General features: G+C 66.4%; 17 protein-coding genes. 8 read left to right on the top strand and 9 right to left on the bottom strand.

The window, feature by feature from the left end:
- Nucleotide 1: 1 nt before the first annotated feature.
- Nucleotides 2–934, top strand: coding sequence for a hypothetical protein (locus KQ910_RS20090; protein WP_216964586.1), 933 nt, complete (start codon nucleotides 2–4; stop codon nucleotides 932–934).
- Here KQ910_RS20090 and KQ910_RS20085 read toward each other — a convergent pair.
- The 3 genes from KQ910_RS20085 to KQ910_RS20075 are packed head-to-tail and all read right to left on the bottom strand — an operon-like array spanning nucleotide 885 to nucleotide 4587.
- Complete coding sequence (locus KQ910_RS20085; protein ID WP_216964584.1) at nucleotides 885–1604, bottom strand: aspartate/glutamate racemase family protein; 720 nt, start codon at nucleotides 1602–1604, stop codon at nucleotides 885–887. The two genes, KQ910_RS20090 and KQ910_RS20085, sit on opposite strands and share 50 nt — an antisense overlap.
- Complete coding sequence (locus KQ910_RS20080; protein WP_216964581.1) at nucleotides 1597–3183, bottom strand: FAD-dependent oxidoreductase; 1587 nt, start codon at nucleotides 3181–3183, stop codon at nucleotides 1597–1599. The genes KQ910_RS20085 and KQ910_RS20080 overlap by 8 nt, the downstream gene beginning before the upstream one ends.
- A gap of 12 nt (nucleotides 3184–3195) precedes the next feature.
- Nucleotides 3196–4587: an amidase gene (locus KQ910_RS20075; protein ID WP_216964580.1), complete on the bottom strand. Its 1392-nt coding sequence runs from the start codon at nucleotides 4585–4587 to the stop codon at nucleotides 3196–3198.
- A gap of 121 nt (nucleotides 4588–4708) precedes the next feature.
- On the opposite strand from KQ910_RS20075, the gene KQ910_RS20070 reads away from it, so the two are divergent.
- The gene (locus KQ910_RS20070; RefSeq protein WP_216964578.1) at nucleotides 4709–6016 is read left to right on the top strand and encodes a hemolysin family protein; all 1308 of its coding nucleotides are present in this window, start codon (nucleotides 4709–4711) and stop codon (nucleotides 6014–6016) included.
- A 32-nt stretch (nucleotides 6017–6048) separates the two neighbouring features.
- On the opposite strand, the gene KQ910_RS20065 is transcribed toward KQ910_RS20070, so the two are convergent.
- Both KQ910_RS20065 and KQ910_RS20060 read right to left on the bottom strand, forming a co-directional pair.
- On the bottom strand, nucleotides 6049–7113 hold the full coding sequence (locus KQ910_RS20065; RefSeq protein ID WP_369408398.1) for an AbrB family transcriptional regulator: 1065 nt from the start codon (nucleotides 7111–7113) through the stop codon (nucleotides 6049–6051).
- Between the two features lie 136 nt (nucleotides 7114–7249).
- Entirely contained in the window at nucleotides 7250–8011 is a 762-nt protein-coding gene (locus tag KQ910_RS20060; RefSeq protein ID WP_216964575.1) for a competence/damage-inducible protein A, read from the bottom strand.
- Between the two features lie 113 nt (nucleotides 8012–8124).
- Here KQ910_RS20060 and map point away from each other — a divergent pair, with 113 nt between their 5' ends.
- Nucleotides 8125–8997, top strand: a complete 873-nt coding sequence (map, locus tag KQ910_RS20055) for a type I methionyl aminopeptidase (RefSeq protein ID WP_216964573.1) — start codon at nucleotides 8125–8127, stop codon at nucleotides 8995–8997.
- A gap of 61 nt (nucleotides 8998–9058) precedes the next feature.
- Nucleotides 9059–12205: a multicopper oxidase domain-containing protein gene (locus KQ910_RS20050; RefSeq protein ID WP_216964572.1), complete on the top strand. Its 3147-nt coding sequence runs from the start codon at nucleotides 9059–9061 to the stop codon at nucleotides 12203–12205.
- A 5-nt stretch (nucleotides 12206–12210) separates the two neighbouring features.
- Here KQ910_RS20050 and KQ910_RS20045 read toward each other — a convergent pair whose 3' ends face one another.
- Complete coding sequence (locus tag KQ910_RS20045) at nucleotides 12211–13902, bottom strand: patatin-like phospholipase family protein (protein ID WP_216964571.1); 1692 nt, start codon at nucleotides 13900–13902, stop codon at nucleotides 12211–12213.
- Between the two features lie 118 nt (nucleotides 13903–14020).
- Between KQ910_RS20045 and KQ910_RS20040 the strand changes: the two genes are divergently transcribed.
- Entirely contained in the window at nucleotides 14021–15352 is a 1332-nt protein-coding gene (locus tag KQ910_RS20040) for a glycoside hydrolase family 108 protein (RefSeq protein ID WP_216964570.1), read from the top strand.
- A gap of 41 nt (nucleotides 15353–15393) precedes the next feature.
- Nucleotides 15394–18882 carry an MFS transporter gene (locus KQ910_RS20035; RefSeq protein ID WP_216964569.1) on the top strand — a complete coding sequence of 1163 codons (3489 nt, stop codon included), beginning with the start codon at nucleotides 15394–15396 and terminating at the stop codon, nucleotides 18880–18882.
- On the opposite strand, the gene KQ910_RS20030 is transcribed toward KQ910_RS20035, so the two are convergent.
- The gene (locus tag KQ910_RS20030; protein ID WP_216964568.1) at nucleotides 18879–20294 is read right to left on the bottom strand and encodes a serine hydrolase domain-containing protein; all 1416 of its coding nucleotides are present in this window, start codon (nucleotides 20292–20294) and stop codon (nucleotides 18879–18881) included. The two genes, KQ910_RS20035 and KQ910_RS20030, sit on opposite strands and share 4 nt — an antisense overlap.
- Before the next feature lie 43 nt (nucleotides 20295–20337).
- On the bottom strand, nucleotides 20338–21744 hold the full coding sequence (locus tag KQ910_RS20025) for a hypothetical protein (protein WP_216964566.1): 1407 nt from the start codon (nucleotides 21742–21744) through the stop codon (nucleotides 20338–20340).
- A gap of 480 nt (nucleotides 21745–22224) precedes the next feature.
- Here KQ910_RS20025 and radC point away from each other — a divergent pair, with 480 nt between their 5' ends.
- Nucleotides 22225–22848 (top strand): RadC family protein, encoded by a 624-nt coding sequence (gene radC / locus KQ910_RS27360; RefSeq protein WP_439612122.1) that lies wholly within the window; start codon nucleotides 22225–22227, stop codon nucleotides 22846–22848.
- A 101-nt stretch (nucleotides 22849–22949) separates the two neighbouring features.
- Complete coding sequence (locus KQ910_RS20015; protein WP_216964562.1) at nucleotides 22950–23819, top strand: TauD/TfdA dioxygenase family protein; 870 nt, start codon at nucleotides 22950–22952, stop codon at nucleotides 23817–23819.
- Between the two features lie 18 nt (nucleotides 23820–23837).
- Here KQ910_RS20015 and KQ910_RS20010 read toward each other — a convergent pair whose 3' ends face one another.
- Complete coding sequence (locus KQ910_RS20010) at nucleotides 23838–23984, bottom strand: hypothetical protein (protein WP_216964560.1); 147 nt, start codon at nucleotides 23982–23984, stop codon at nucleotides 23838–23840.
- Between the last annotated feature and the right edge of the window lie 15 nt (nucleotides 23985–23999).

Genomic DNA, 23999 nt, shown 5'->3' with positions numbered 1-23999 from the left:
AATGAATCCGCTCGTTCTGCTGCAGCGCATGGGAAGGCACGCCACGACGCTGCTGCCCTTCTCGCTGCTGCTGGGGCTCGTGTTCCAGGATCTGGCCGCCGCCGCACGACCGCTGCTGCTGCCGCTGGTGGTCATCCTCCTGATGCTGGCGTTGACGCGCATGGACTGGGGCCGCCTCCGCGCCCTGCTGCTCCGCCCCGGCCCCGCACTGCTGCTGGCGATCCTGAACCTGGTCGCGGTGCCGCTGGTCGTCTGGCCGATCTGGCAGGCTCTGGGCTTGTGGCCGAGCCTTGTCACCGCACTCTGCCTCAGCGCGATGGCGCCCGGCATCATCTCGGCAGCCACGACGGCCACCTTTCTGCGTCTGGATTCGTCGCTCGCGCTGCTGCTGTCGCTGTTCACCAACTTCCTGGTGCCGTTCACCCTGCCGCCCCTGGCGCTGTGGCTGCTTGGCTTCGATCTCAAGATCGGCCTCGTCGACCTCAGCCTCCGGCTGGCGATGATCGTGGCCCTGGCCCTCGTCGGCGCGCTCATCATCCGCCGCTGGCTGGGCCCGCGCCTCGTCGAGGCCGGCACGACTCTCGACGGTATCTCCGTGCTGGTCCTGATGGTCTTCGCCATTCCGCTGATGGATGGCGTGGTCGCCCGCGCGATGGCGGAACCGGTGAAGCTCGCCGGGTTCATCGCCGGCTCCTTCGGAGGAATGCTGCTGTGCAACCTCGTGATGGCGGTTGCCACCTTGCCCTTCCTCGACCGCAAGACCGCGCTCACAGTGGGCTACTGCTCGGGCGGCCGACACAATGCCCTCTTGATGGCCGTGCTGCCGGCAACCGCCGACCCCGACATCTTCCTGTTCATCGCCGCGGTGCAGTTCCCGATCTACATCATCCCGACCCTGCTGCAGCCGCTCTACCGCCGCCTGCTGCCCCGCTGAGGCTGGAATAGAAGTCTTTCAGCAGGTCGAGGACGTCGAGCACGGGAAGGCCCAGCGCCTTCTGGAGCGCGGCCTTGTACGGCGGCAGGTTGGTGCATTCGAGCACCAGCGTATCCAGCTCGGGATGCCTGGCGACGAGATCGCGGCCGGCCGCCACGACTTCCTGCTCGACAGCCTCGCGATCGAGCGTCAACCCGTTGCGCAGGAACGTGCCGGCAAAGGAACCGGCCTCGGGCAATCCGACCACCGGCGTATCGACGGGCGCGCCGACCGCGGCGAGATGGGCCAGTGTCAGGTTCTTCGCCGATGCCGTGATCACGCCCGCCCGGCGACCCTCGAGCTTCCGGATGTGCAGCAGCGCCGACGTCGCGACCGGCACCGGCGACACGGCAGCGAGATCGTCCTGGTAAAGGGCCAGGAATCCGCAGGTCGTGCCGAGCCCGACGGCACCCTCGGCCGCCAGCGCCTCCGCATTCGCCTTCAACGCCGCCAGCACGCGCGGCCGGTCGGGATGCGCCGCCACCGCATCGGCCGAGCCGATCCCTTTCATCGTCCGGAAGATCACGGGAAAATCGTAGGATGCCGCATTGCCGACATCCCCCACGATCCGTGGAAACCGCGTGTCGAGCATCAGGATGCCCAATGGCCCTCGGCGCGGACGTTCAGACATTGCGCCGCGCAATCTCGCGGCCGGCGACATAACCGAAGGTGAGGCAGGGACCGATCGTCGTGCCGGCGCCGACAGACTTGGTACCGATCGGGCTCGCCATCGCGATACCTGCGCAATACAGACCGCCGATCACGCTGCGGTCGGGCCGCAACACGCGACAGTACCGGTCGGTGCGCGGACCGCCCTTGGTGCCAAGACTCACATAGAGAAACGGTGCTGCATGGAACGGTCCCTGCTCGACCGTGCCAAGGGCGCGATCCTTGGTATAGAAGCGCTCCCAATAGGTCTCGCCGCGATGGAAATCGCGATCGACGCCTTCCTTCGACCAACCGTTGAAGCGGTCGACCGTGGCGCGCAGCACCGCGGGATCGAGACCGATCTGTCCGGCCAGCGCCTCGATCGTGTCGGCCTTGCGGATGAACCCCTTCTCCTTCGATCCGAAGTGCATGGAGAGCGTCATCGCCCTGGCGTAGCGCGCGTCGAAGATCCGCCACGCCGGCAGATGCAGGTGACGACCGTCGGGGCCGCGCTCGTCGAGCGCGACGCCGAGGGCCGGACTGCCTTCGCTGACGAAGCGCCGGGCCTCGCGGTTCACCAAGATGACGTGCGGCGCGTAGGTCTCGAGCAGCGGCTGGGCGTGGCGGCGGCCTTCGTAGGTCGTGAAGGTCGCGGGCGAGATCAGCGCCTGGTCCATATGCGCGAGCTCGGCGCCGACCTCGGCTGCCATCACCTGACCGTCGCCGGTATTGGTGTCGGGCGCCCCCGTCAGGTCGATGCCCGGGAAGTACTTCGCCATGAGGTCCCGGTTCCAGTCGAAACCGCCGGTCGCCAGCACGACGCCGCGCGCCGCCGGGATCGTCTGCCGCTTGCCGCCGACCGTGGCCTCGACGCCAGCCACCGCGTCGCCGTCCATCACCAGCCGGTGAACCGGCGCCTCGAGTTCGATGCGACATCCCTTGTCGAGACAGCCACGCACCAATCCGATCACCAGCGCATTGCCAGCGCCGACCCGTGCCGTCAGCAGGCGCCAGAGCAAGGTCGGCGCCATGCCGAGGGCACCGCGCACCGGGTTCTTGAGGACGCCGTCGACCAGCTCGCGATAGGTGAAGAGCTGCGTCTTCACGGAGCGCCGCACGCGGTTCCACCAGCGGCCCAGCAGGAACTTGCTCAAGGGCGTGGTCGAAACCATGCGCCCGAACGGCCGCCCGCCCGGGAGATCGGCATAGGGATCGGGATGGTTGACCAGCTCGAAACGGAGCGGCGTCTCGTCCTCCAGGAACCGCAGCATCGGCGCAGACTGCTCGGCCAGCACCTGCCAGAGCTCGTCCTCGGAGTCCGACCAGCCCGGCGGGGCAACGCCCCTGATGTAGCGCAGCGTCTCCTCGGGCGAATCCTCGATGCCTGCCGCCATCATGTGATGGTTGGCCGGCACCCATGTACCGGCGCCCGACATCGCCGTCGTGCCGCCGAGCCAGCGCGACTTCTCCAGCACGATCACCCGTGCTCCGCCATGCGCGGCGGCCAGTGCCGCCGACAGGCCGGCGGCACCGGAGCCCACGACGACGACGTCGTAGTCCATGAATCGCCTGCCTTACTTCGGCGGCTCGGGCCACTTCTTCTGGGCGCCGCGCACGCTCTCGAACCACGTGGATATCCGCATCACGCCGGAATCGTCGAAGCGGCGGCCGGAGATCTGGAGGCCGATCGGCTTGCCCTCTTTCGTGTAGCCGCAGTTGATCGAGGCAGCCGGCTGCTCGCTCATGTTGTAGGGCATGGTGAAGGAGATGTGCTCCAGCGGACGGTTGACGTCATTGGTGGGCGTCTCCCATTCGGCGCGATAGGTCGGGACCGGCGAAACCGGCGACAGCACGAAACCGAAAGGTTGGGTGGCACGCGTCGTGGCGGCGCGGATGGCCATGTAGTTGTTCACGCCGCGAATCACCTGGGATCCGGAGACGTCGGCGCCGCCGCGGCACCAGTCGGCGATGAAGGGCAGCACCTTCGCCTGCTTCGCATGGGAGAGCGCCGAGAAATCGACCCAGCTCCGCACCCTCCAGAACAGATCCTGCAGGTGCAGCATCTCGGGCGAGAGGAACGGCGCGACCGGCTCGATCTCGGCACCCGCATCGGCGAACAGTTTGGCCGCCGCCTCGATCGCCTCCTTGACCTCGTGATCCACGGGAAGTCCCGACCCGGCGTCGAGGTGCAGGCCGATCTTCAGTCCCTTCGGCGACAGGGGCCCGGCGTTCCAGTCGATGTCCGCCGGCGGCAGGTTCATATGGTCGCGCGCATCGGGCTTCGACAATTCAGCCATCAGCAGCGCGGCATCGGCCACGCTGCGCGTCATCGGCCCGATGGCCCGGCCGAAGAACGGCGGATCGACGGCGATGCGGCCCAAGCTGGGTTTCAAGGTGAAGATGCCGTTCCAGCTTGCCGGCAGGCGGACCGAGCCGCCGATGTCGGTACCGAGATGCAGCGGACCGTAGCCCGCCGCCGCCGCCGCTCCCGCGCCGGCACTGGAGCCGCCGGGATTCCACGCGAGGTTCCACGGGTTGCGCGTCAGCGGATGGAAGGAACTGCGGCCCGACGAGAGCATCCCGTAGTCGGGCATGGTGGTCTTGGCGAGGATCACCGCCCCCGCCTCGCGCACGCGCGCCGAGGCCGGCGCGTCGGCAGCCGCCGGCACGAGATCGGTTGCCGCCGTTCCGAGCGGCACCGGCACGCCCTTGGTGGCGATGTTCTCTTTGATGGTGATGGGCACGCCGTCGAGCGCCCCTTGCGGTGCCCCCTTCTGCCAGCGCCCCTCTGACGCCCTGGCGGCCTTGCGCGCGCCCTCGAAGTCAGGCGCGTAGAGCGCCTTCAGCTTCGGCTCCCAGGCCTCGATACGGGCGATCACGGCGTCGGTCGCCTCGACGGGCGACAGCGATTTGGCTTTGTAAGCGGCGAGCAGCTCGCCGGCGGTCATGTCATGCAATGCGGTCATGGGAGCGAAGGTACACGATTTTCGAGGGAAGGGTTTCAGGCGGTTTTTCTCGCTCGCCTCCTTGCAAGACTTGCACCTCTATCGCCTTCGTTCGGACCCGAAGCGCAGATAGACTGCGATCATGGTCTATCTCGAGCTGCTCATTGCCATCGTTCTCATCTTCATCAACGGAATCCTGGCAATGTCGGAACTCGCCGTCGTCTCGGCACGGCGCGGACGACTGAAGGCGATGGCCGACGGCGGCTCGCGCGGCGCCGCGGCCGCAATGCGCCTGGCCGACGATCCCGGCCGCTTCCTCTCGACCGTGCAGATCGGCATCACGCTGGTCGGCATCCTGGCCGGCGCCTTCTCCGGCGCCACGCTGGGCGCACGGCTCACGACCGTACTGGCCGAATCCGGCCTCCCGCTGCGGTTTGCCGAGCCGCTCGCCTATGGCGGCGTCGTCGCCCTCATCACCTACCTGTCGCTGATCGTCGGCGAGCTGGTGCCGAAGCAGATCGCGCTGCGCAACGCAGAAGCCGTCGCCGCTTCGGTCGCACCCGCGATGACGATGCTGGCACGAATTTCCGCCCCGGTGGTCTGGCTGCTCGACATGTCGGGAAAGGCGATCCTCGGCCTCCTGGGCGGGCGGCAGAGCGGCGACTCCTCGGTGACGGCCGACGAAATCAAGGCGTTGATCGTCGAAGGAGAATCCTCCGGCGCCATCGAGCCGCGCGAACGCGGCATGATCAGCGGCGTCATGCGTCTCGGCGACCGGCCTGCCCGCGCCGTGATGACGCCGCGGCACGATCTCGATCTCATCGATCTCTCGCTCGAGCCCAAGGCGCTGCTGCAGACCATCCAGTCCAGCGTCCATTCCCGCCTGCCCGCCTGGGACCCGATGCAAAACCAGATCGCCGGCATCGTCCGCAAGAAGGATCTTCTCGAAGCTTTCATCCGCGACGGCACCGCCGACCCGCGCGCACACGTGAAGCCCGCGCCGATCGTCCTCGACTCACTAGGTGCATTCGACGTGCTCGACACGCTGAAGAATTCCGCCGCGCACATGGTCCTCGTCCAGGACGAATACGGTGCGCTCCTGGGCATCGTCACCACAGCCGACATCCTCGAGGCGATCGTGGGCGCCTTCGAGACCGAGGAAGGCCCGCCCGAGCGCCAGGCGCAGGAGCGCGAAGACGGCTCATGGCTGGTCGCCGGCAGCATGCCGGCCGACGAACTCGCCGAGCTTCTCGGCATCACGGTCAAGCCTGCCGCCGACTTCCACACTACCGCCGGCATGGTACTGGCCGCGATGCGGCGCCTGCCCAAGGAAGGCGATACCGTCGATGTCGGGGGCTGGCGCTTCGAGGTCCTCGACATGGACGGCCGCCGCATCGACAAGCTGCTGGCAATCCGTACCGCCACCGTGCACCGCGTGGCGAACACCTGATCTCGAAGCGATGGCGGTGGGACACGGCAACCTCAGCCGCTGCGGGTGCCGCCGATCCGCTCCGCGATGAGCCTGGTCAACAAAGGTGCCGCGAACAGCACGACCAGCAACCGCACGGTCTGCATGGCCATCACGAAGGAAACGTCGACGTCGGTCGACGCCGCGATGATGGCGATCGAGTCCGCGCCGCCGGGGCTGGTGGCGAGATAGGCGGTGAGCGGGTCGATGTCGGCCGCGAACACCATGAAGGCCGCGACGCCACCACAGAGCCCCAGCATCGCGAAGATGCAGAGGAGAATGCCGGGAAGCTGGTGCAGCACATGGATCAGCAGCGCGCCCGTGAAGCGCAGCCCCACGTTCCAGCCGACCAGCGCATAGCAGCCCGCCAGCAACCAGGTCGGCAGCTCGAGCCGCAGCAGGCCGAGATGCGTGAGCACGATGCCGCCGACCAGCGGCAACAGGAAGGCGCCCGCCGGAATGCGGAACACGCGGGCAAGCCAGGATCCTACGCCGGCCAGCGCCACGGTCTCGACGAGCGGCAGCCAGGCGACCTCGGGAAACCACACGATTGCGTCGGGCGCGTGCTGGGGCGCCGCGCCGAAAAAGCGGGCGACTGCGGCCGCGACGACCGCGACCATGACGACGCGCAGGTATTGCATGAAGGCGACCATGCGCATGTCCGCGCCATAGGCTTCCGCCATGTAGGTCATCACCGAGGCGGCGCCGGGGCTCACGCCCCACAGCGCCGTCGTGCCCGGCAGGGTCTGCCAGCGGGTCATCAGCCAGCCGACCAGCGTGCTCGCCGCCACCACGGAGACGACCCCGACCCCGAACAGCGCCCAATGGCTGAGGATGTCGCCCACGATCGACAGCGGCACCATCTTCGCGATCATACTGCCGACGATGCCCTGCGCCACGCCGAACACGGGCACGGGATAGTTCACCTTGCCGCCCCATGAGGCGAAGACGATCCCCGAGATCAGCGGCCCCAGCATCAGCGCCGCCGGGGCATGCAACCAGAGCATCAATGCGGTGACCGGCACCGTGATCGCGATCAGCACGGACCACGATGTGACGTGCCGGCCGAGTCCCCTCACCTGATAGATCGCGTATCGAGAAAAAGAAAAGGATCCTTCGCTGCGCTCAGGATGACACCGTTTCTTTCATCGGCGCACCGCGCCCCTTCCAGTCCCCGTGTCATCCTGAGCGCAGCGAAGGATCCTTGAATCATCGTCAGGTCACGAACTCCTCGGCCTCGCCGTTCATGCCGCGGATCGTTTCCATCAGTTCGACCGCCGCCGTGGCCAGCCTTGCATCATCCGTGCCGCGCAGGACCAGCGAGACGCTGGGCTTGCCGTTGCGGAACGCCGGATAGGAGCCGATATCGACATCCTCGTAGCGCTTCTGCAGGGCGCCCAGCGGCTCGGCGATGATGCCCTCGGGCAGGTTGGTGCGCACGGTGCGCGAAACGACGGGGACGCCCCCGACCAGCCGGTGCTTCATCGACTGGAACATCGCTTCCGCGACCTTGGGAATGCCGGCGAAGGTGAAGACGTTCTCCATCTGGAAGCCCGGCGCCACCGAGACCGGATTGTCGACCAGCACGCCGCCATGCGGCACCCTGGCCATGCGCCGTCGGGCGGGGGTGAACAGGGCCGGGTCGCCGTAGTGCTTCGTCATGCGCTCAACCGCCTCGGGATGCTCGGAGATGCCGACCCCGAAGGCCTTGGCGATGCAGTCCGCCGTGATGTCGTCGTGGGTCGGCCCGATGCCGCCCGTGGTGAAGACATAGTCGAACCTGGCGCGCACCTCGTTCAGCGTCGCCACCACGGTCGCTTCGACGTCGGGTATGACCCTCGCCTCCATGACGCGGACGCCGAGCTTTCCCAGTTCGGTGGCGAGGTACTGGATGTTGGAATCGCGGGTGCGACCGCTCAGGATTTCGTTGCCGATCACGAGGATGCAGGCGGTGACGATTTTTGCCGGGTCGGACATGGGGAGCCTGCGGGTTTTTCGTTTGGTTACAGGACCCTAGCGGACACAAGGCGGTGGGCCAAGACGTCGCCCCGGCCTTGTTACCGCCGGTACCGCATGCCAAATATGCCGGCATGACAAATCAACGTGATGCCGTCGACGACAGCGCCGACTATTGGCGCCGTGACGAGCGCACCATCAAGCTGCATGGGGCCGAAGGCTTCACCGGCATGCGCCGCGCCGGCCGCCTGGCCGCCGAAACCCTCGACTTCATCACGCCCCACGTCCAGCCGGGCGTGACGACCGAGGAACTGAACACGCTCTGTCACGAGTTCATCCTCGATCACAAGGCGATCCCCGCCCCGCTCAATTATCGCGGCTTCCCCAAGTCGATCTGCACCTCGATCAACCATGTTGTCTGCCATGGTATTCCGGGAGACAAGCGGCTGCAGAACGGCGACATCGTCAACATCGACGTCACGGTCATCCTCGATGGCTGGTACGGCGACACCAGCCGCATGTATTTCGCGGGCGACGTCGGCGTGAAGGCGCGGCGCCTGTGCGACGTTACCTACGAGGCGATGATGCGCGGGATCGCAGCGGCCAAGCCCGGCGGTCATGTCGGCGACATCGGCCACGCCATCCAGACCTATGTCGAGGCGCAGCGCTTTTCGGTGGTGCGCGATTTCTCGGGCCACGGGCTCGGCCGCATCTTCCACGATGCGCCGAACATCCTGCACTACGGCAAGAAGGGCACCGGACCTGTGCTGAAGCCCGGCATGTTCTTCACCGTCGAGCCGATGGTGAATGCCGGCACCTGGCAGGTGAAGATCCTGAGCGACGGCTGGACCGCCGTGACCCGCGACAAGCAGCTCTCGGCGCAATTCGAGCATTCGGTCGGCATCACCGAGACCGGCGTCGAGTTCTTCACCTTGTCGCCTAAGGAACTCAGCAAGCCGCCCTACAGTATCGACGAGACGAAAACGGTGCAGGCGTCGACCGCCTGACCAGCTGAATTGCCTGCATAAGCGTTCCGACCTAGCATCCGCGCCGGTTTGGGAGAGGTACATGCAGGAACTCCAACGACGCGGGCTGCTCGTCGGCGCCACGGCCGCCGTGTCGATGTTGGGTACCGCCGCACCGACGTCCGAAGCGGAAGCACAGCCCCAGCCGCCAAGCCCGGCCAGGGCGGAATTGCGCGAGCCGGTCGTTCTGACCTCCAGGGACGGCGTGCTCGAAGTCAGGCTTTCGGCGGGCCAAGGCGAGGTGAAGCTCGATACGGTCGCCCGGCCCGTGAAGAACTTCCTGCTGCTCAACTATGAGCTCGTGCGCGGGACGGCCTCCGACGGACGGAAATCGGGCAAGAACCTCTATCCCGCCCCTACGCTGCAGGTCTTCCCGGGCGAACGCCTGATCGTTCATTTCGAGAACGGCCTGAGCGGCCTCACCATCCGCGATTTCTACAACCCGGCCTATGTCGCCAACGACAAGACGGTGCCGATCTACCCAGAGCAGCTCGCGGAGTCGCCCCTCAACCTGCACACGCACGGCCTGCACGTAAGTCCCAAGGGCAACGCCGACAACGTGATGCTGCACATGGCGGCGGGTACGTCGAACACCTTCACCTACGACATCCCGAAAGCACACCCGCAGGGCTCCTACTGGTATCACAGCCACCTGCACATGCTGACGACGGCGCATGTCTACTTCGGCATGGTCGGCCTGCTGGCGATCGGCCGTCTCGATGGCGGCCTGCCGATCGTCACCGAAAAGCGCATCCCGATCCGCAACATGATGCTGCAGTACAATTACGTGTTCGACCGCGCCGGGGGCAGCGCGCAGCTCAACAACCCCTACTGGCCGCAATTCGTCAGCACGATCACGCCGCCCAAGGAGGGCGAGCTGGCCAAGGGCACCTACCGTCCGCTGATGACGCCCACGAATTTCACCGAGACGAGCAAGGGCACGCGATACGCCACCATCTGGTACGCAGGCCCGCTCTCGATCAACAACCGGCGCGGCGCATTCCAGTACATCCCGACCAACCTGATGAGCTTCAGGGCGGCGGATGGGCGCACCGACATGGACATGCCGGCGGATCCCGCGCTGCCCGACGACAAGCGCGACATGCAGTTCACGGTGAACGGGCAGTTCCAGCCGGTCGTCAGGAGCAAGCCTGGCCAGACCGAGATCTGGGTGCTCTCGAACGTGAGCGACATCGCCTACATCAACGTGCAGCTCACCGAGACGGCGACCGGCCGTCATCCGCCGATCGCCATCGTCGGCCAGGACGGCGAACCCTACGGCGCGGTGGAACATCCGCCGACCCACAACGGCACGCGCCTGCTGATCCCGCCGGCCAGCCGCTTCGCCATTGCCGTGACCATGCCGGCCAAGGGCGATCTCATCCTGGAGATGCCGGACCGCGGCGGCGGCGCCCGGACGATGACCATGCCGGGCATCCTCTACACCAACGACGGCAGCGAAAATCCGCCGGCAGTGCTGGGCAGCCTCACCGTGCTGCCCTCGGCGATCAGCTACGCCGACGGGTTTTTCGTGTTCCCGACCCAGGTGCTGGCGCGCGCGACGGCACCGCAAGGATCGGGGCCCGGCGTGACGGTGCCATTCGCCAAGGGCCAGAAGCTGGGCGGCCGCACGCCCTTCACCGACCTCTCGCGCGTGCCCGCCGACGTGACGCGCAAGATCATGATCAAGGGCGGCTTCCTCAACGACTTGGTCACCAAGTCCGACGCCAAGTCCTTCACCTACGCCTTCGATGGCGCCGCCTTCCCCAACATGCCCCTGATACAGGCGCGGCTGAACTCGATCGAGGAATGGCAGTTCCTGAACCACAACAATGACGAGCACCCGATCCACGTGCACGTGAATGACTTCCAGGTGACGGCCTATCACGATCCGACGGTTGGCCTGCGGACCGGCCCGGACCAGTTCTTCGTCGACAATGCCAACGTGCCGGCGCCGGTCATGATGCCCGACGAGACCGTCGTGCAACCGGGCTACATGGCGATGCGCACCCGCTTCGATGACTTCATCGGCCTCTATGTGATGCACTGCCATCGCCTCAACCACGAGGACAACGGGCTGATGGCGCTGGTCAACGTGATCCCCGCCGTCTCCGCCTATGCGGTCGTCGTGACGGGCGGCGGCGGCAAGGCCACCACGGTGCGGGTGCTCGACGGCAACGGCGACAGGCCGATCGCCACCGTAACGCCCTTCCCCGGCTACGAAGGCAGCGTCAGCGTCGCGCTGGGCGACCTCGACGGTGACGGCGTGCTCGACCTGGTGGTCGGCGCCGGCAAGGACCATGCGCCGGAGATCGTTGCCTATGCAGGCAAGATTCAAGCCGGCAAGGCCGCCTACTCGACCGAACTGGCGCGCTTCCAGGCCTTCGGCTCCGATGCGCGCGGAGGCATCAGCGTGGCCGCCGCGCAGATCGACGGCGAGACGTCCGACAACATCATCGTGGGTTCCGGCCCCGGCATCGCGAGCGAGATCAAGGTCTACGGCGCCAAATTGCCGAAGACCGGCACGGTGCCACCACTCTTCACGTCCTTTGCGCCTTTTGCCGGCGATTCCTCCGGCGTCACCCTCGCCACCGGCTTCGTCGACTTCTCGACGGGTCGCAACAGCATCGTCGCGGCGCCTGGCCCGGGAAGCACCGCGGAGGTGAAGGTGTTCGTCCTCCCGCTGCTGAAGCAGATCGGCGGCACGCCAGTCACGTCACCGCAGCCGGCGACCACCGTCAGCTTCAAGCCGTTCGGCGACGACCATCGCGGCGGCGTCTCGCTGGCGACCGGCTGGCTGGCGGGCAATCTCGGCGGCGCCAAGCGCATCATCGTCGGACAACTCGCCGACGGCGCCCAGGTGAAAGTCTACTCCAGCGGATCGGCACTCGATGGCGGTCCTGCGATGTACCTGCACAATCCCGCACATCATCATCACACCGAATTCCGAGAGATCGCGAGCTTCGCGCCGTTCGAGGGAACCGGCGGCGTGCGCGTGGCCACAACCAGCACCACCACCGGCGCCGAGCTTCTTGTGAGCGGCGTCTCGGCGCAGGGCGTGGCAGGCGTCGCGAGGTACGACTTCACCCGTCCCGACCCAAAGGCGACGACGTTGCAGGCCGTGAAACTCGGAGATGTCGCTGCGGCGGGGACCGCCGGCAACACGCCGGCGGCACTCGCCGGCGACTGATCGCGTCACTGCAACTGGCGCAGTTCTTTCGCGACCTTTTCCTTCATCATGGCCAGCAGCTTGGCACGGACGTGCCAATTGAAGCCCTGACGAACGATCCAGCGGACGAACGCGCCGCCGAGAGCGGGCGCAAGGTCGGTGTCGATGAGATTGGCTGCCACGGCCTTCAGCCGCGCATCCAATCTTTCGCCCAGCGCCTCGACGTCGACGGCATCGCCTCTCGGTGCCGCGTACGGCAGGATCTCGGCAGCGACCTGCGGCATCAGTGGGATGATCGGCAACATGCGCTGCGGGTCTTCCTTCTTGAACGTCATCAACGTGTCGGTGCCGCTGTCGCGGACATACCATTCTTCGCGCTCGTCGGCGGAGGGCCACGTCTCGAACAACGCGTTGCTCTCGGGCAGGCAGAAGTGGGTTCGCAGAAAGGCCTGGCAGTTGCGCCGGCCGAGTTGGAAATCATGCCGCCGGAAGGATTCCGACAGGAATCCGCCGAAGCCGCCCAGAATGGCAGATGCCATCGCAGGCTCGAGGGTCGAACCGTCGGTCGTGCTGCGGCGCGACGGGGCGATGAGGTAGCGATTGTAGACGTCTGGCCTCGACGCCAGGTCGAGTTCCTCGGTCTTGAAGCGGGCCTGGTTGATGAGCGCAGAGAACATCTGCCCGGCGACGGGAATCAGCCCGTCCCGCGGGACCCAGTTCGGGTCGAAGCTCGCGGTATTGGGGAACGGATCGATCATGATCACCCCCTCGCTGGCTTCCGTGCCGTCCTCCGCAAAGGCGTCATTCGTGAGGGCCTTCCGCGCCAGTTCCAGCGGTTCGTTGTTCATCAGCCCGCCGTCGACGCAGAGTATGTCGAACGGGTCTGCGGGCACCGGCTGGGGCCACCGGGGTTTCTGCGTGAATCGTCCGTCGAAATCCGCGAAACGCCGTCCCAGGACTCGCGACCGCAGCCCGATCGGGAAAGCCCCGGTGGCAAGCGCCGACTGTGCCAGTCTCTTCCAGCCCTCGGCCGTCATGTCGCCCGGATCGAGGGGAAGAGCGGCGGGAAGAGACGCGCCCGTCCGGCTGATGGCAAATGCCACGTGGTCGGCATGCGCGAACATGCCGTAAGGCTTCGCCCCTTCGCCGAACAACTCGAATGCGTACGGCACGCCGCGCAGATTGGCGATCGTCAGATAGATCGGAAGCGGATCGGCCACGTAGGCACGCCCGACGGGCAACGGTGAGGTGACGAGGGCGTCCTGCGAAATCTTCTCCAGCTCGGTGCAGTCGAGCAGCGACCTCACGGGCGTTCCGGCCGTCAGGTCACCGGTCTGGAGCAGATACGACACGTCGATGCGCCGGACCCAGGCGTCGTAAAGGCGATTGTATCCGGCCGGCGGCGGGGCATCGACGTTTCTCACCGGCTGCACCACGCTTTGAAGCGCGACACCGGCGATCGCGGACGTCATGCCGCCTGCCGACGCGCCCGACATCACCTTGAGCAACGCCCTGTGCTGCGGGCCGCGATAGTCCGGCAACCGCCTCGCCTCTTCCCAGGCGTCCAGTGCCTCGATCAGGAAGTCGACCACCCCGGCCGTATAGGCCCCGGCCGAAATGGCCCCCGCCATGACCAGACCGAACTCGAATGTCGGTTTTGCCGGCATTTTGATCTCCAAATATGGAGGGCGAGATATGCGCGTATCGCGCAGATTCATATTGGCTCGCGGCGAGCCTTGCAACTAGATTGCACTCAACAAGACTTACTCCCTCTAAACGTTCACCACTTTCGGTTTATCCGGCTGCGCCGGAAGACCGTTCATGGGGGAGAGTCGGATGCTGCCACTCGTCGCCATTGCCACGGCCGTCATTCCCGACCTGATCAGGCTGCTGGCCGGGGACAAGGCCGAAAAGATCGCCAGAACGGTGGAGACGGTCGTCGCCGACACCACCGGCACCAGCGATGCCGCCCAGGCAAGGATATTGCTCGAGGCCGATCCCGCCCTTGCGGTGCAGTTGCGCGAGAAGCTGGCGGCCATCGCGCTGGAAGAGACCCGCCTGCAGAACGAGCGCGAGGCGTCGGCGCGGGCAGCGCAGCTCCAGTCGGAGACGGCGCAAAGGCAGCACGCGCTCGAGGTCCTGCGGTCTCAGCTCGAAGCGGATCGGATCCGCCGCGACCAGCAGTTCAACGAGCAGCAGGCGCAGGTCAGGCTGGCACTGGAACAGACCGCCAGCGCACGCTCGCTTCAGATGGATCTCGTCAAGGCCGGCAATCCCCTCCAATGGGCGCCGGCCGCCGTCTCCATCATCGTTACGCTTCTTTTCGCGGGCGCCCTCCTCCTGATGCTGTTTTACGAACCGCCCCCACTTCCTCAGGGCCAAACGGACCGGTTCAAGGAACTGATCAACATCTGCATCGGTGCGCTCGTCGCGGGCTTCTCGACCGTCATCAGTTACTGGCTCGGCTCCTCCCTGGGTTCGCGCGAAAAGGACACCAGCAACCAGCGCCTGCAGGCGGCGCAGTCCGCGCAGACGTCGCAGCAGATCGACATCGTCTCCCGCCAGGTCCGCGCCAGCGAGGAGGCACGGCAGCGACCGGCGGAGCCGACGGCGCCGCCGATCCCCAAGGGCGAAACGTTCGATTCCTGCCTGACGCTGGTGCTCGGCGCGGAGGGCGGCTTCGTCAACGACCCTCGCGACAGCGGCGGCGCGACGAAGTACGGCATAACCCAGGAAACGCTTACGGCCTGGCGGCGCAGTCGCGACCCCGGCGCGATCGTCAACGAGGAACACGTACGCCAGCTGAAGATAGAGGAAGCCAAGGAGATCTATCGCTCGCGCTACTGGAACGTGCTGCGCTGCGACGACCTGCCGAAAGGCGTCGACCTCCTGGTCTTCGATCTCGGCGTGAATGCCGGCCCCGCCCGTTCGGCGAAGATCCTGCAGGACGTCCTGGGCGTGGAGCAGGACGGGTCGATCGGGCCGGTGACGCTGAACGGGCTCAATACCTGCGCACCCGACAAGATCATCCGGGAATTCTCGGCCAAGCGGCTGGAGTTCTATCGGAGCCTCGAAGAAGACTTCAAGGTGTTCGGCGTCGGCTGGACCAACCGCACGAAGAGCATGCTCGACGCTGCACTGGCGATGGCGATGGCGGCCGCGCGGTGACTCCCAGGTCCCGGCGCAATCCGGTGTGCCGGTAGTCGGCGATGATCGGAGATCGCGGTGCCTCCTTGCCCGTGGCCGTTCTCGGCGTGCTGGCGGTCTTCTTCTCCACGGCCCTGCTTAGCCAGTACGCGTTCGACCTGCTGCGGCTTAGCGAAGGCGAATCGGCGCAAGAGCGCTCACTGCTCCCGCCGCCGGTGGAAGCACGGCTCTGGGAAGATCCGCTGGCGGCGATCGTCCGGCACAGGGACGTTGTCGAAAAGCAGTGTTCGGGCAAACGGCCCTCTGCCCTGTGCGAGCAGGACGGCAACCTCAAAGCCCGCAGCCCCCTCCCGCCTGCCGATGTGCTCGTAGTGGTGCCGCTTCCCGGGTCGAGCTTTGTCGGCGGCGAGGAACAACGCCGCCGCATACGCTACGCCGTGCTGGCCGGGCTTGCGTCGAAAGGCTTCGTGCACGAGCACAGTTCGCGGCTCGGCCTCATGACCCTCAAGGCGTGCGAATCGCTTTCTGGATGCGACGAGACCGAAGCCAGGCGCGCGTCTCCCGGTGGTGGCCCGGAGGCGCCTGCACGCACGGAACCCATGGCTTCGCGGCCCACACTGGATATCGTCTACGAATCGCTGAGAACCGAGGAGAAAGCGCCAGGAAGACGCGCGACGGTGCTTTGGATGGACGATACCAAGCTCGGAAAGAACTGGCTTACGGCCGTTGCGATGCTGGTAGGTGAGACACATCCGTCTTCCTCGTCATCCACGCCCGGCTCCACACCTCAAGTCACCATCGTCGGCCCCTACACGTCGGAGAAACTCGCCGAAGCCATCCGCAATCTCGCTACGATCGCGCAGAAGGGTGACCGCTTCTGTGCGAACTGGAAGCGGCTGAAGACGTTCAATCTCGTAAGCCCCTTCTCGACGGCCGACGAGGGCGCCCTCATCAAGTCAGCGGTGCTCGCCGATATAAAGTCCGCTGAACTCGCAGACATCACGCCCATCGACTGCACGGAAAGTGGACGCCCCGGTCAGAACAAACTGACTTACGGGACTCTCGCAGAAATCTTCCAGGCCCTCGGACTACACGTCGATCATCGATCCGATCCATTCTTTCTCAGAACCGTCGGTTCTGATACCCGCCAGGTCGAGCTCCTGCGGACCGAACTCTGCGCGCGCGGCTTGCACAAGGGCGGACGTGTTGTGCTCCTCCACGAATGGGATTCCCTGTTCGCCCGCAGCCTCGTCGAGAAGATTCGCCAAGGTCTGCCCTGTCACGGTGGCGGTGACGTGGACGTCGATACCTATGCCTTTTTCGGCGGTCTTGATGGCGTAACGCTGGAAGGCGCGTCAAAGCAACAGAGAGCGGTGCCGCGCGCCAATCGCACCGACAAGGATTCCAACAAGGAGCCGGAGATCGAATGGCCCGAGAACAGGGACCAGCGGGACTATATCCGGCGCCTCGTCAGGAACCTCCAGGCCGGCGGGGACCACGGCGCGAAGTCCCCCGTCCGGGCGATCGGCGTGATCGGCCAGGACGTCCATGACAAGCTGCTGCTGATCCAGGCCCTGCGGCCTGCCTTCACCGAGCAGACCATCTTCACGACCGACATGGATGCCCGCCTGTTCCATCCCGACGTGACACGATACATGCGGAACGTCGTGGTCTCCTCGGCCCTTCCGCTGTCGCCGCGCGAACTCCGCCCGTTCTTCGCGCCAGCGCCGAAGGTCGCGCCCTTCCGGGACAGTTACCAGACCGCGACCTACCTCGCCGTCCGCTACGCAGCCATGGATGGGTCGGACTCCGAGCAGGCTCGCAAGGAACGAGCCGCCTTCCGCACGGAGTTGGCAAAACAACTGGAAGTGTCCTATCTCCACGAAGTCGGCCGTCAGGATCAGGGCGTCGTCGCTCTCGCAATGCCAGCCGGTACACTGGCCGGCATCTGGAGCGATCAGGTCGTTGCCCGACTTCGATTCGCCATTGTCCTGTCCGTCATGCTGGCGATCTTCGGCGTGGTGGCGCTTGTCTTCATGCCGAGCCCGGCGCTTCGCAAAGTCGTTCGCCGCAAGGGACCGTGCAGTTTCCCGACGATGCTCATCGCCGGTGTGGTCGTCGCCTCCTGGGGCTTCGCAGTGGGCGTCGTTACGGAACTCGCCAGACCGGGTCGAATCGGGGTCTGGGGCGTGCTGGGAATTGCCGCTCTCGCGACGGCGGTCTTCTGGCTTGCGTTCTGGCCCCGTCCGGCTTCATCGGAAGGCGAGGCGTCGCAAACCTCCAGGTCACGGCGCTACAAGCTGCGGCTTGCCTTGGTCCTGCTAGTCCCTGCCGGCGTGGCATGCCTGCTTGGCTTCGTCCCGCACCGGTTGGCTGCTGGCACGTTCGAACCCTTCTCCATCTTCGCCGGAGTGAGCAGCTGGCCGTCCGAACTGCTGCGCGCCCTGGCCGTGCTCCTGTTCGGCTGGTTCCTCGACCGCACGTGGAGAGGCACGTCGGTGGCCACTGCGAAGATCGGCAAACGCTACTTTCCAGGCACGCAATCCCAGGACCTCGGCCGCGAGTCGTTCTGGAAACGTCTGCAGCGCGACGCGAAGATCTGGATCGGATCGAAGGCGTTGATTGCAGGAAAGGACGTCCTGACCCCGCCCAATGACCAGCGCGAAGACGGTGGGATCGACGGCAGCCAAGTGTGGCGGAACTACCTCGGCCTGCTGGCCGACGGTCCCCGCTTCCTCCGTTTGGTTCTGTGGCTCGCCATCACCTTCATCGTCATCAATACCATCATGAAGCTGGCTGGTGGGGAGCCGCCGGATGTTCCCGCCCGCGGGGAGGGCGACCGTGCGCTTTTCCTGCTGACGATATGGCTGTCGGTGACAGCCACGATCGTCCTCATGATCCTCGTGAGCGATGCGACGATCCTGACATGGCGGTTCATCCAGGTGCTTCGCGACAAGCGCACGGTCTATCCGATCGACACCGTGCAGCGCTTCGCGGCAGACCTAGGTTCGAAGCTTTCCATACGCGCCGACCAGATCATTTCCGCCCGGCCTCGCGACCGCAAGGACGTGAGCCGGCCCGGCCGGAACTCCATCCTCGATCCCTGGATAGACGCCAATCTCCTGGCCGATCACACGGAGGGAATCTCGAGGCTGATTTTCTTTCCACTGATCCTGCTCGGGCTGCTGTTCGTTGCCCGGCTGCAGATCTTCGACAACTGGTCGGCCAACAATGTCGTCATAATCGTGCTCGTGGTCTTCCTGTTCTGGATGGTCGGCGTGGCGACCGCGCTGAACATCGGCGCGGAAATTGCCCGCCGCCGGGCGCTGGAGATCCTGCGCCTCGACCTGCTGTGGCTGAAGGGGTCCTCAAATCCCGATGACGTGGCCCTGGCCGAACAGTTCCCGTCGCTCATCAAGCAGGTCGAGGAGCTGCGCCGCGGGGCCTTCGCGCCGTTCTTCGAGCAGCCTCTCGTCCGCGCCGTGCTGGTGCCGCTCGGCGGCGTCGGCGGCCTGCAGCTCCTCGAATTCCTGCCGCTCATCCGCTCTTAATCGGCGCCCGCAGGAGACAGGATCAGCTTCTGGATCCCGGAATCGGCTTCCGGCGACAGCGCGATCGTGCCGTTCAGGCGGCCCTTCGCGCAGGCAAGGACGAAGCGGCCGGCCAGCGCATGGACAGGCTCGATCCGCTCGAGACGTCCCTCGCCCAGGCGCGCCCTCAGGGACGCAAGCTCGGCGTCGCGCAGGCGGGCCGGGGTGTCGAGCAGGAAGTTCACCGCGAACGGCCGGTCGCCTCCTTCGATGCGACCCGACGCGTAGGCCGCGACGACCGCATCGATGGCACGCACCAGCGCCGGCGATGGTGGTGCGACAGGGAGCGGTGGCGACGCTTCGTGCAGCATTTCGGCGATCTGCAGGGTGAGCCTCGACATCGGCGCGTAGGTGCGATTGCCGAAGGCGAAGACGCCCCAGCCGCGTTCCGGCAGCATCAGCACATGCGAGCCATAGCCGGGCAGGCCCCCGGCATGATGAATCCGCATGCCGAGCAGCGCGTCGCTGGAATGGGTGAGACCGTAGCCGTAGGCGCTCGGCTGCGGGGTGCGCGCGCCGGGCAGCGGGTCGGCCACGAAGGGCGGCGCGTGCCACAGCACCATCTCGCGGATACTCGACCGGCGGGCCGGCCCGGTCTCCGGATCGTCGCGCGCCGGCCAGGCGTCGAGCAGGAACGACACGTAGCGCGCATAGTCGGGCACGGTGGTCGCGAGGCCGCCCATCGCTCCGACCTCCCCGTCCGGCTCGATGCGCTCGCGTGACCACACGTCGCCATCCAGCCGATAGCCCCATGCATAGTCACCCTTGGCCGCCGCGGGCGCGTCGAAAGTCGTGCCGACCATGCCGAGCGGCTCGAGGAAGGTGCGGCGCATATAGGCCTGGTAGGGCTCGCCGCTCACGTTCGTCAGAACCCGGCCCAGCAGCGCATAGCCCAGGTTGCTGTACTCGAAGGCGAGGCCGGGCGGCCGGGCGAACAGATGGCCGGTCGCGATCACCCGGTCGAGCTCGGCCGAGCTCATGCCCAGCACGCGATCGCCCCAAGGATCGTCCGTCACGAAGCCCGCCGTATGGGTGAGCAGGTGGCGGAGCGTGACCGGCGCGCTATCCCGTGTCGCGGGCTTCACCGCGGCGAACTGCGGCACGTACTGCTCCAGCGGCGCGTCGAGCTGCAGCTTGCCCCGGTCGCGCAGCGACAGGATCGCCAGAGCGGTCATGTTCTTGGTCATCGAGGCGATCCGGAAGGCCGTCCCTGCCTCCACACGCCGGCCGGCTTCGCGGTCGGCGACGCCAAGCGCCGTCACGTGGACGAGGCGGCCCTCCTGGACGATGCCGGCGGCGAGACCCGGAATCCGTTCCTGTTCGGCAAAGGCGGCGCAGGCCGCGTCGAGGTCGCTGGAGGCACTGGCTGACATGGCGACACCATAGCAGCCGAGCGCCGCTCCTGCAGGAGACGTGTCAGATGCGCAATCCCATGCGGCGTGTCAGCCACACTCCATTGGGAACGCTACGATAGGGATGGATATCGACCTGAATGCAAAAGAAGTCGACGACCGGCCGCGGCGTGGCCGTGAAGGTCGCCGAATAGGAGAAAGAGCCGTCCCGGGCGATCGGCAGGACCGGCGACGCCCCGGCCGAGCGGGTCGGGGGCGGCGTGTCGGCCGTGGTGGCGAACCCCGGACTCACGAAGGGCGTGACGGTGACCGAGCAGACATAGCCACTGCCCGCGAGGCGCGGGATCGGCCCCGGCACCGGCGGCAGGCGTTGCCCCGTCGACCTGACCGTTACGGTAAACGCGTTGCTTTTGCCGCCGCGACTGAACAGGGCGCCATCATCGTCGCTGAAGCCGATGCTTCCGCTGAAGGCGATGTCCATCCAGTCCTTGGCGCGCGACACCTTGATGCCCACGCCGCGGGGGGTCGCCCCGTCATGTTGAGTGCCGGCCCAGGCGGACATGCCGACGTCGATCACGTCCAGGCCGCCTCCCGAACTGGGTACGCCCTGCAGAAGGGCCGCGAATCGCGCGCAGGCATCCGACGCCGTGGGCGACACCAGCGCCATGGGCAGGGACAGCTCTCGCGCTCCTGCCGGTACGTTCACCGTCAGCGGCGGAGCGGCGGGGTTGAAGGTGGTGACACCGGACGCGCCCAACGAAAAGCCCTGCGCATTGATGGCTGAGATGCGAATGCGCGCTGCCGAGCCGTTGGGCAGACCTTCGTGCGAGAGGCGCAGCTTCAACGCGCCGTTGGGACGCGCCTCGCCGGGTGGCGTCCTGTCCGAGACGGTCAGGTTCGCCTCGCCGAGCAGAAGGTTTCCCTCCAGGAAGATGAAGTTCTGACTGTCGCCGCCGGCGTTCACGCTGAGACCGCCCAGGATGACCGGATTGGTCGTCGGATCGTTGTCGGGCGGATCGGCCTGCAGCCATCGACGCTGTTGCGCGTCCGGTCGCCGCTTCGCGTTATAGGGTTGCAAGGCGCCCAGCGCGACCTTGTCGCCATGCCGGATCCGCCGGCCCGACGAGCCGCCCACTTTTTTGATCTGGAATTGCGCGCTGGACGGCTGCACGGCCTCGAGCGTGAGAGCCGAACCGCGCGGCGTGATGAAGCGGCCCGACGGATGCGCCATCGTCACGATGTCGTTGTGTTCCAATGTATCGTAGCCGAGTTCGTCGCCCCTGGTGTCGGAAAAGCCGGGGCCGTTCGGCGCATCGTTGTAATAGAGCCCCCGCTCGATCGTCTGGCCGCTGCTGCCGCAGAGATCGATGACGGTGCCCACGCCGGGCCTGCTGCTGATGCTGTAGGCCCCGCCCGTCGCCGGGAACGTCACATAGCCGTTGGCATGCTGCGAAAAAAGGTGGAACAGCATTGACCCTCTCCCCGTGGTTCAAGCTGCCTCAACTTTGGGTCGTATCCCGGCATCGGGTCAAGGCCCGTGGGCGGGACGAACCGTGAATTGCCGCCATTTTGCCTTGCTCGCCCGGCAAGGTTTCAAGGCATGGCCAAGACTCGCCCTCACCTGAAGCCCGTCGAGGCGCCCGCTGCTGCGCCGGGTCCCGACGACGCCGCACTCCTTGCACTGCTGGCCCAAGGTCTGCGCCTGCAATCCACCGAGGGTCTGTGGCGCGTGAGCGGCAACACGCTCCCCCATCGCGTCCTGCTGCGCGAGGCGGGCGGAACCTGGAACCGCCTCGACCAGTGCTGGGATTTTACCGGCGAGGATCCGACGGCAAGGCTCGCCGCGGCGCTCGAAGCGGCCCCGTCACCGGCGACGGGGCACAACAGCGGCGAGACCGAAGCGCCGAAGCCGCACTATCACGGCCACCGCGGCCGGGTCCGCGAGCGGGTGATGAAGGCCGGCGTCGAACCGCTGGCCGACTACGAGCTGCTGGAACTGCTGCTCTTCTATTCGATCGAGCGGATCGACACCAAGCCGATGGCCAAGGCCCTGCTGGAGCGGTTCGGTACCCTGGGCGACGTGTTCGCCGCCGAGCCGGCACAGCTTCGCGAGTTCGAAATCGACCAGCGCACGCTGGTTCACTTCAAGGCGATGCGCGAAGTCGGACGGCGGCTGGCCGAGCGCAAGGTGAAGGACATGCCAGTCCTGACCAACTGGCAGCAGCTCATCGACTATTGCCATGCCGCACTGGCGCACGAAAAGACCGAGCAATTCCGCATCCTCTTCCTCGACCGCAAGAACGTGCTGATCGCCGATGAGGTGCAGCAGCGCGGGACCATCGACCACACGCCGGTCTATCCCCGCGAGGTCGTGAAGCGGGCGCTGGCCCTGAACGCCGCCGCGCTGATCCTCGTCCACAACCACCCGTCGGGCGACCCCAAACCAAGCCGCGACGACATCGAGATGACGCGGGAGATCAAGACGGCGTCCGAGGCGCTCGGCATCACGATCCACGACCATCTCGTCATCGGTCGCAAAGGGCACGCGAGCTTCAGGAGCCTGGGCCTGCTCTGAGGGAAGGCCCTGCCCCTCCTCGCCTGACGGAAAATGCGGGTTGGTGGGTGGCCGGAGTTCAATCAGGATGTCGCCAGACGTTCTCCGGGAGGCAACCCAGAATGACCGTGACCATCACGCCCCTCACGCCTGTGTTCGCCGGCGAAGTGGGCCCCATCGACCTGCGCCAGGTCCATGACCGCGAGTCGCTCGAGGCGATCCGCGCCGGCATGGACAGGTATGCCGTCCTGGTGTTCCGCGACCAGCGGTTCACCAACGAGGAACAACTCGACTTCGCCCAGCGCTTCGACGGCACGCTGCACGCCCGCACCTCCTCCTCGGCCATAGGCAACAACCGGTTCGGCAACGAGGCGCTGGCCGACGTTTCGAACGTCGACAAGGACGGCAAGATCCGCGACGCCAACAACCGCATGCGCGCGTCCTCGGTCGGCAACCGGCTGTGGCACACCGATGCGTCGTTCGTCGATCCGCCGGGCCGCTACTCGATGCTGTCGGCGCGGGTGGTGCCGCCGGTTCGGGCCGACACCGAATTCGCCGACATGCGGGCGGCCTACGACGCGCTCGACGAGGAGACGCGCGCCTCGCTCGAAGGGCTGCGCGTCTATCACACGATCGTCTATTCGCGGCACGTGCTGGGCTTCGACTTCAACGACGACGAGAAGGAAAAGCTGAAGGGCGCCGTTCATCCGCTGGTACGCACCATCCCGACATCTGGCCGCCGCGCGCTCTATCTCGCCTCGCACGCCGAGCACATCGTCGAGATGCCGGTGCCGGAGGGGCGGCTGCTCCTGCGCGACCTCAGCGACCATGCCACGCAGCGGGAGTTCACCTACCGCCACATCTGGCAGCCGCATGACTTCGTGATCTGGGACAATCGCTGCACGATGCACCGCGCCCGGCCGTTCGACGACCAGAAGCACCGCCGCGAGATGCGCCGCACCACGACGCTGGATCTGCCCCTGCCGGCCTAGCAATCGGCAGGACGACAATCAGGATCCGGGGATCGCGGTTACCGCGACGGGCGCCAGCAGCCGATCGAGGTCGCCCTGCACAAAAGGCTTTTTGATGATCGGCAGTCCGGCCATTGCGCTGTCGGACAGAAACCAATGAGACAAGGTCTTCGAAGAGAGAATCACCCGCGTCTCGGGGCG

The organism is Reyranella humidisoli (genome assembly GCF_019039055.1).
GTDB classification, from domain to species: domain Bacteria; phylum Pseudomonadota; class Alphaproteobacteria; order Reyranellales; family Reyranellaceae; genus Reyranella; species Reyranella humidisoli.
Note: the sequence above shows the minus strand (reverse complement) of the source record. Positions and strands in the feature narration are given on the sequence as shown.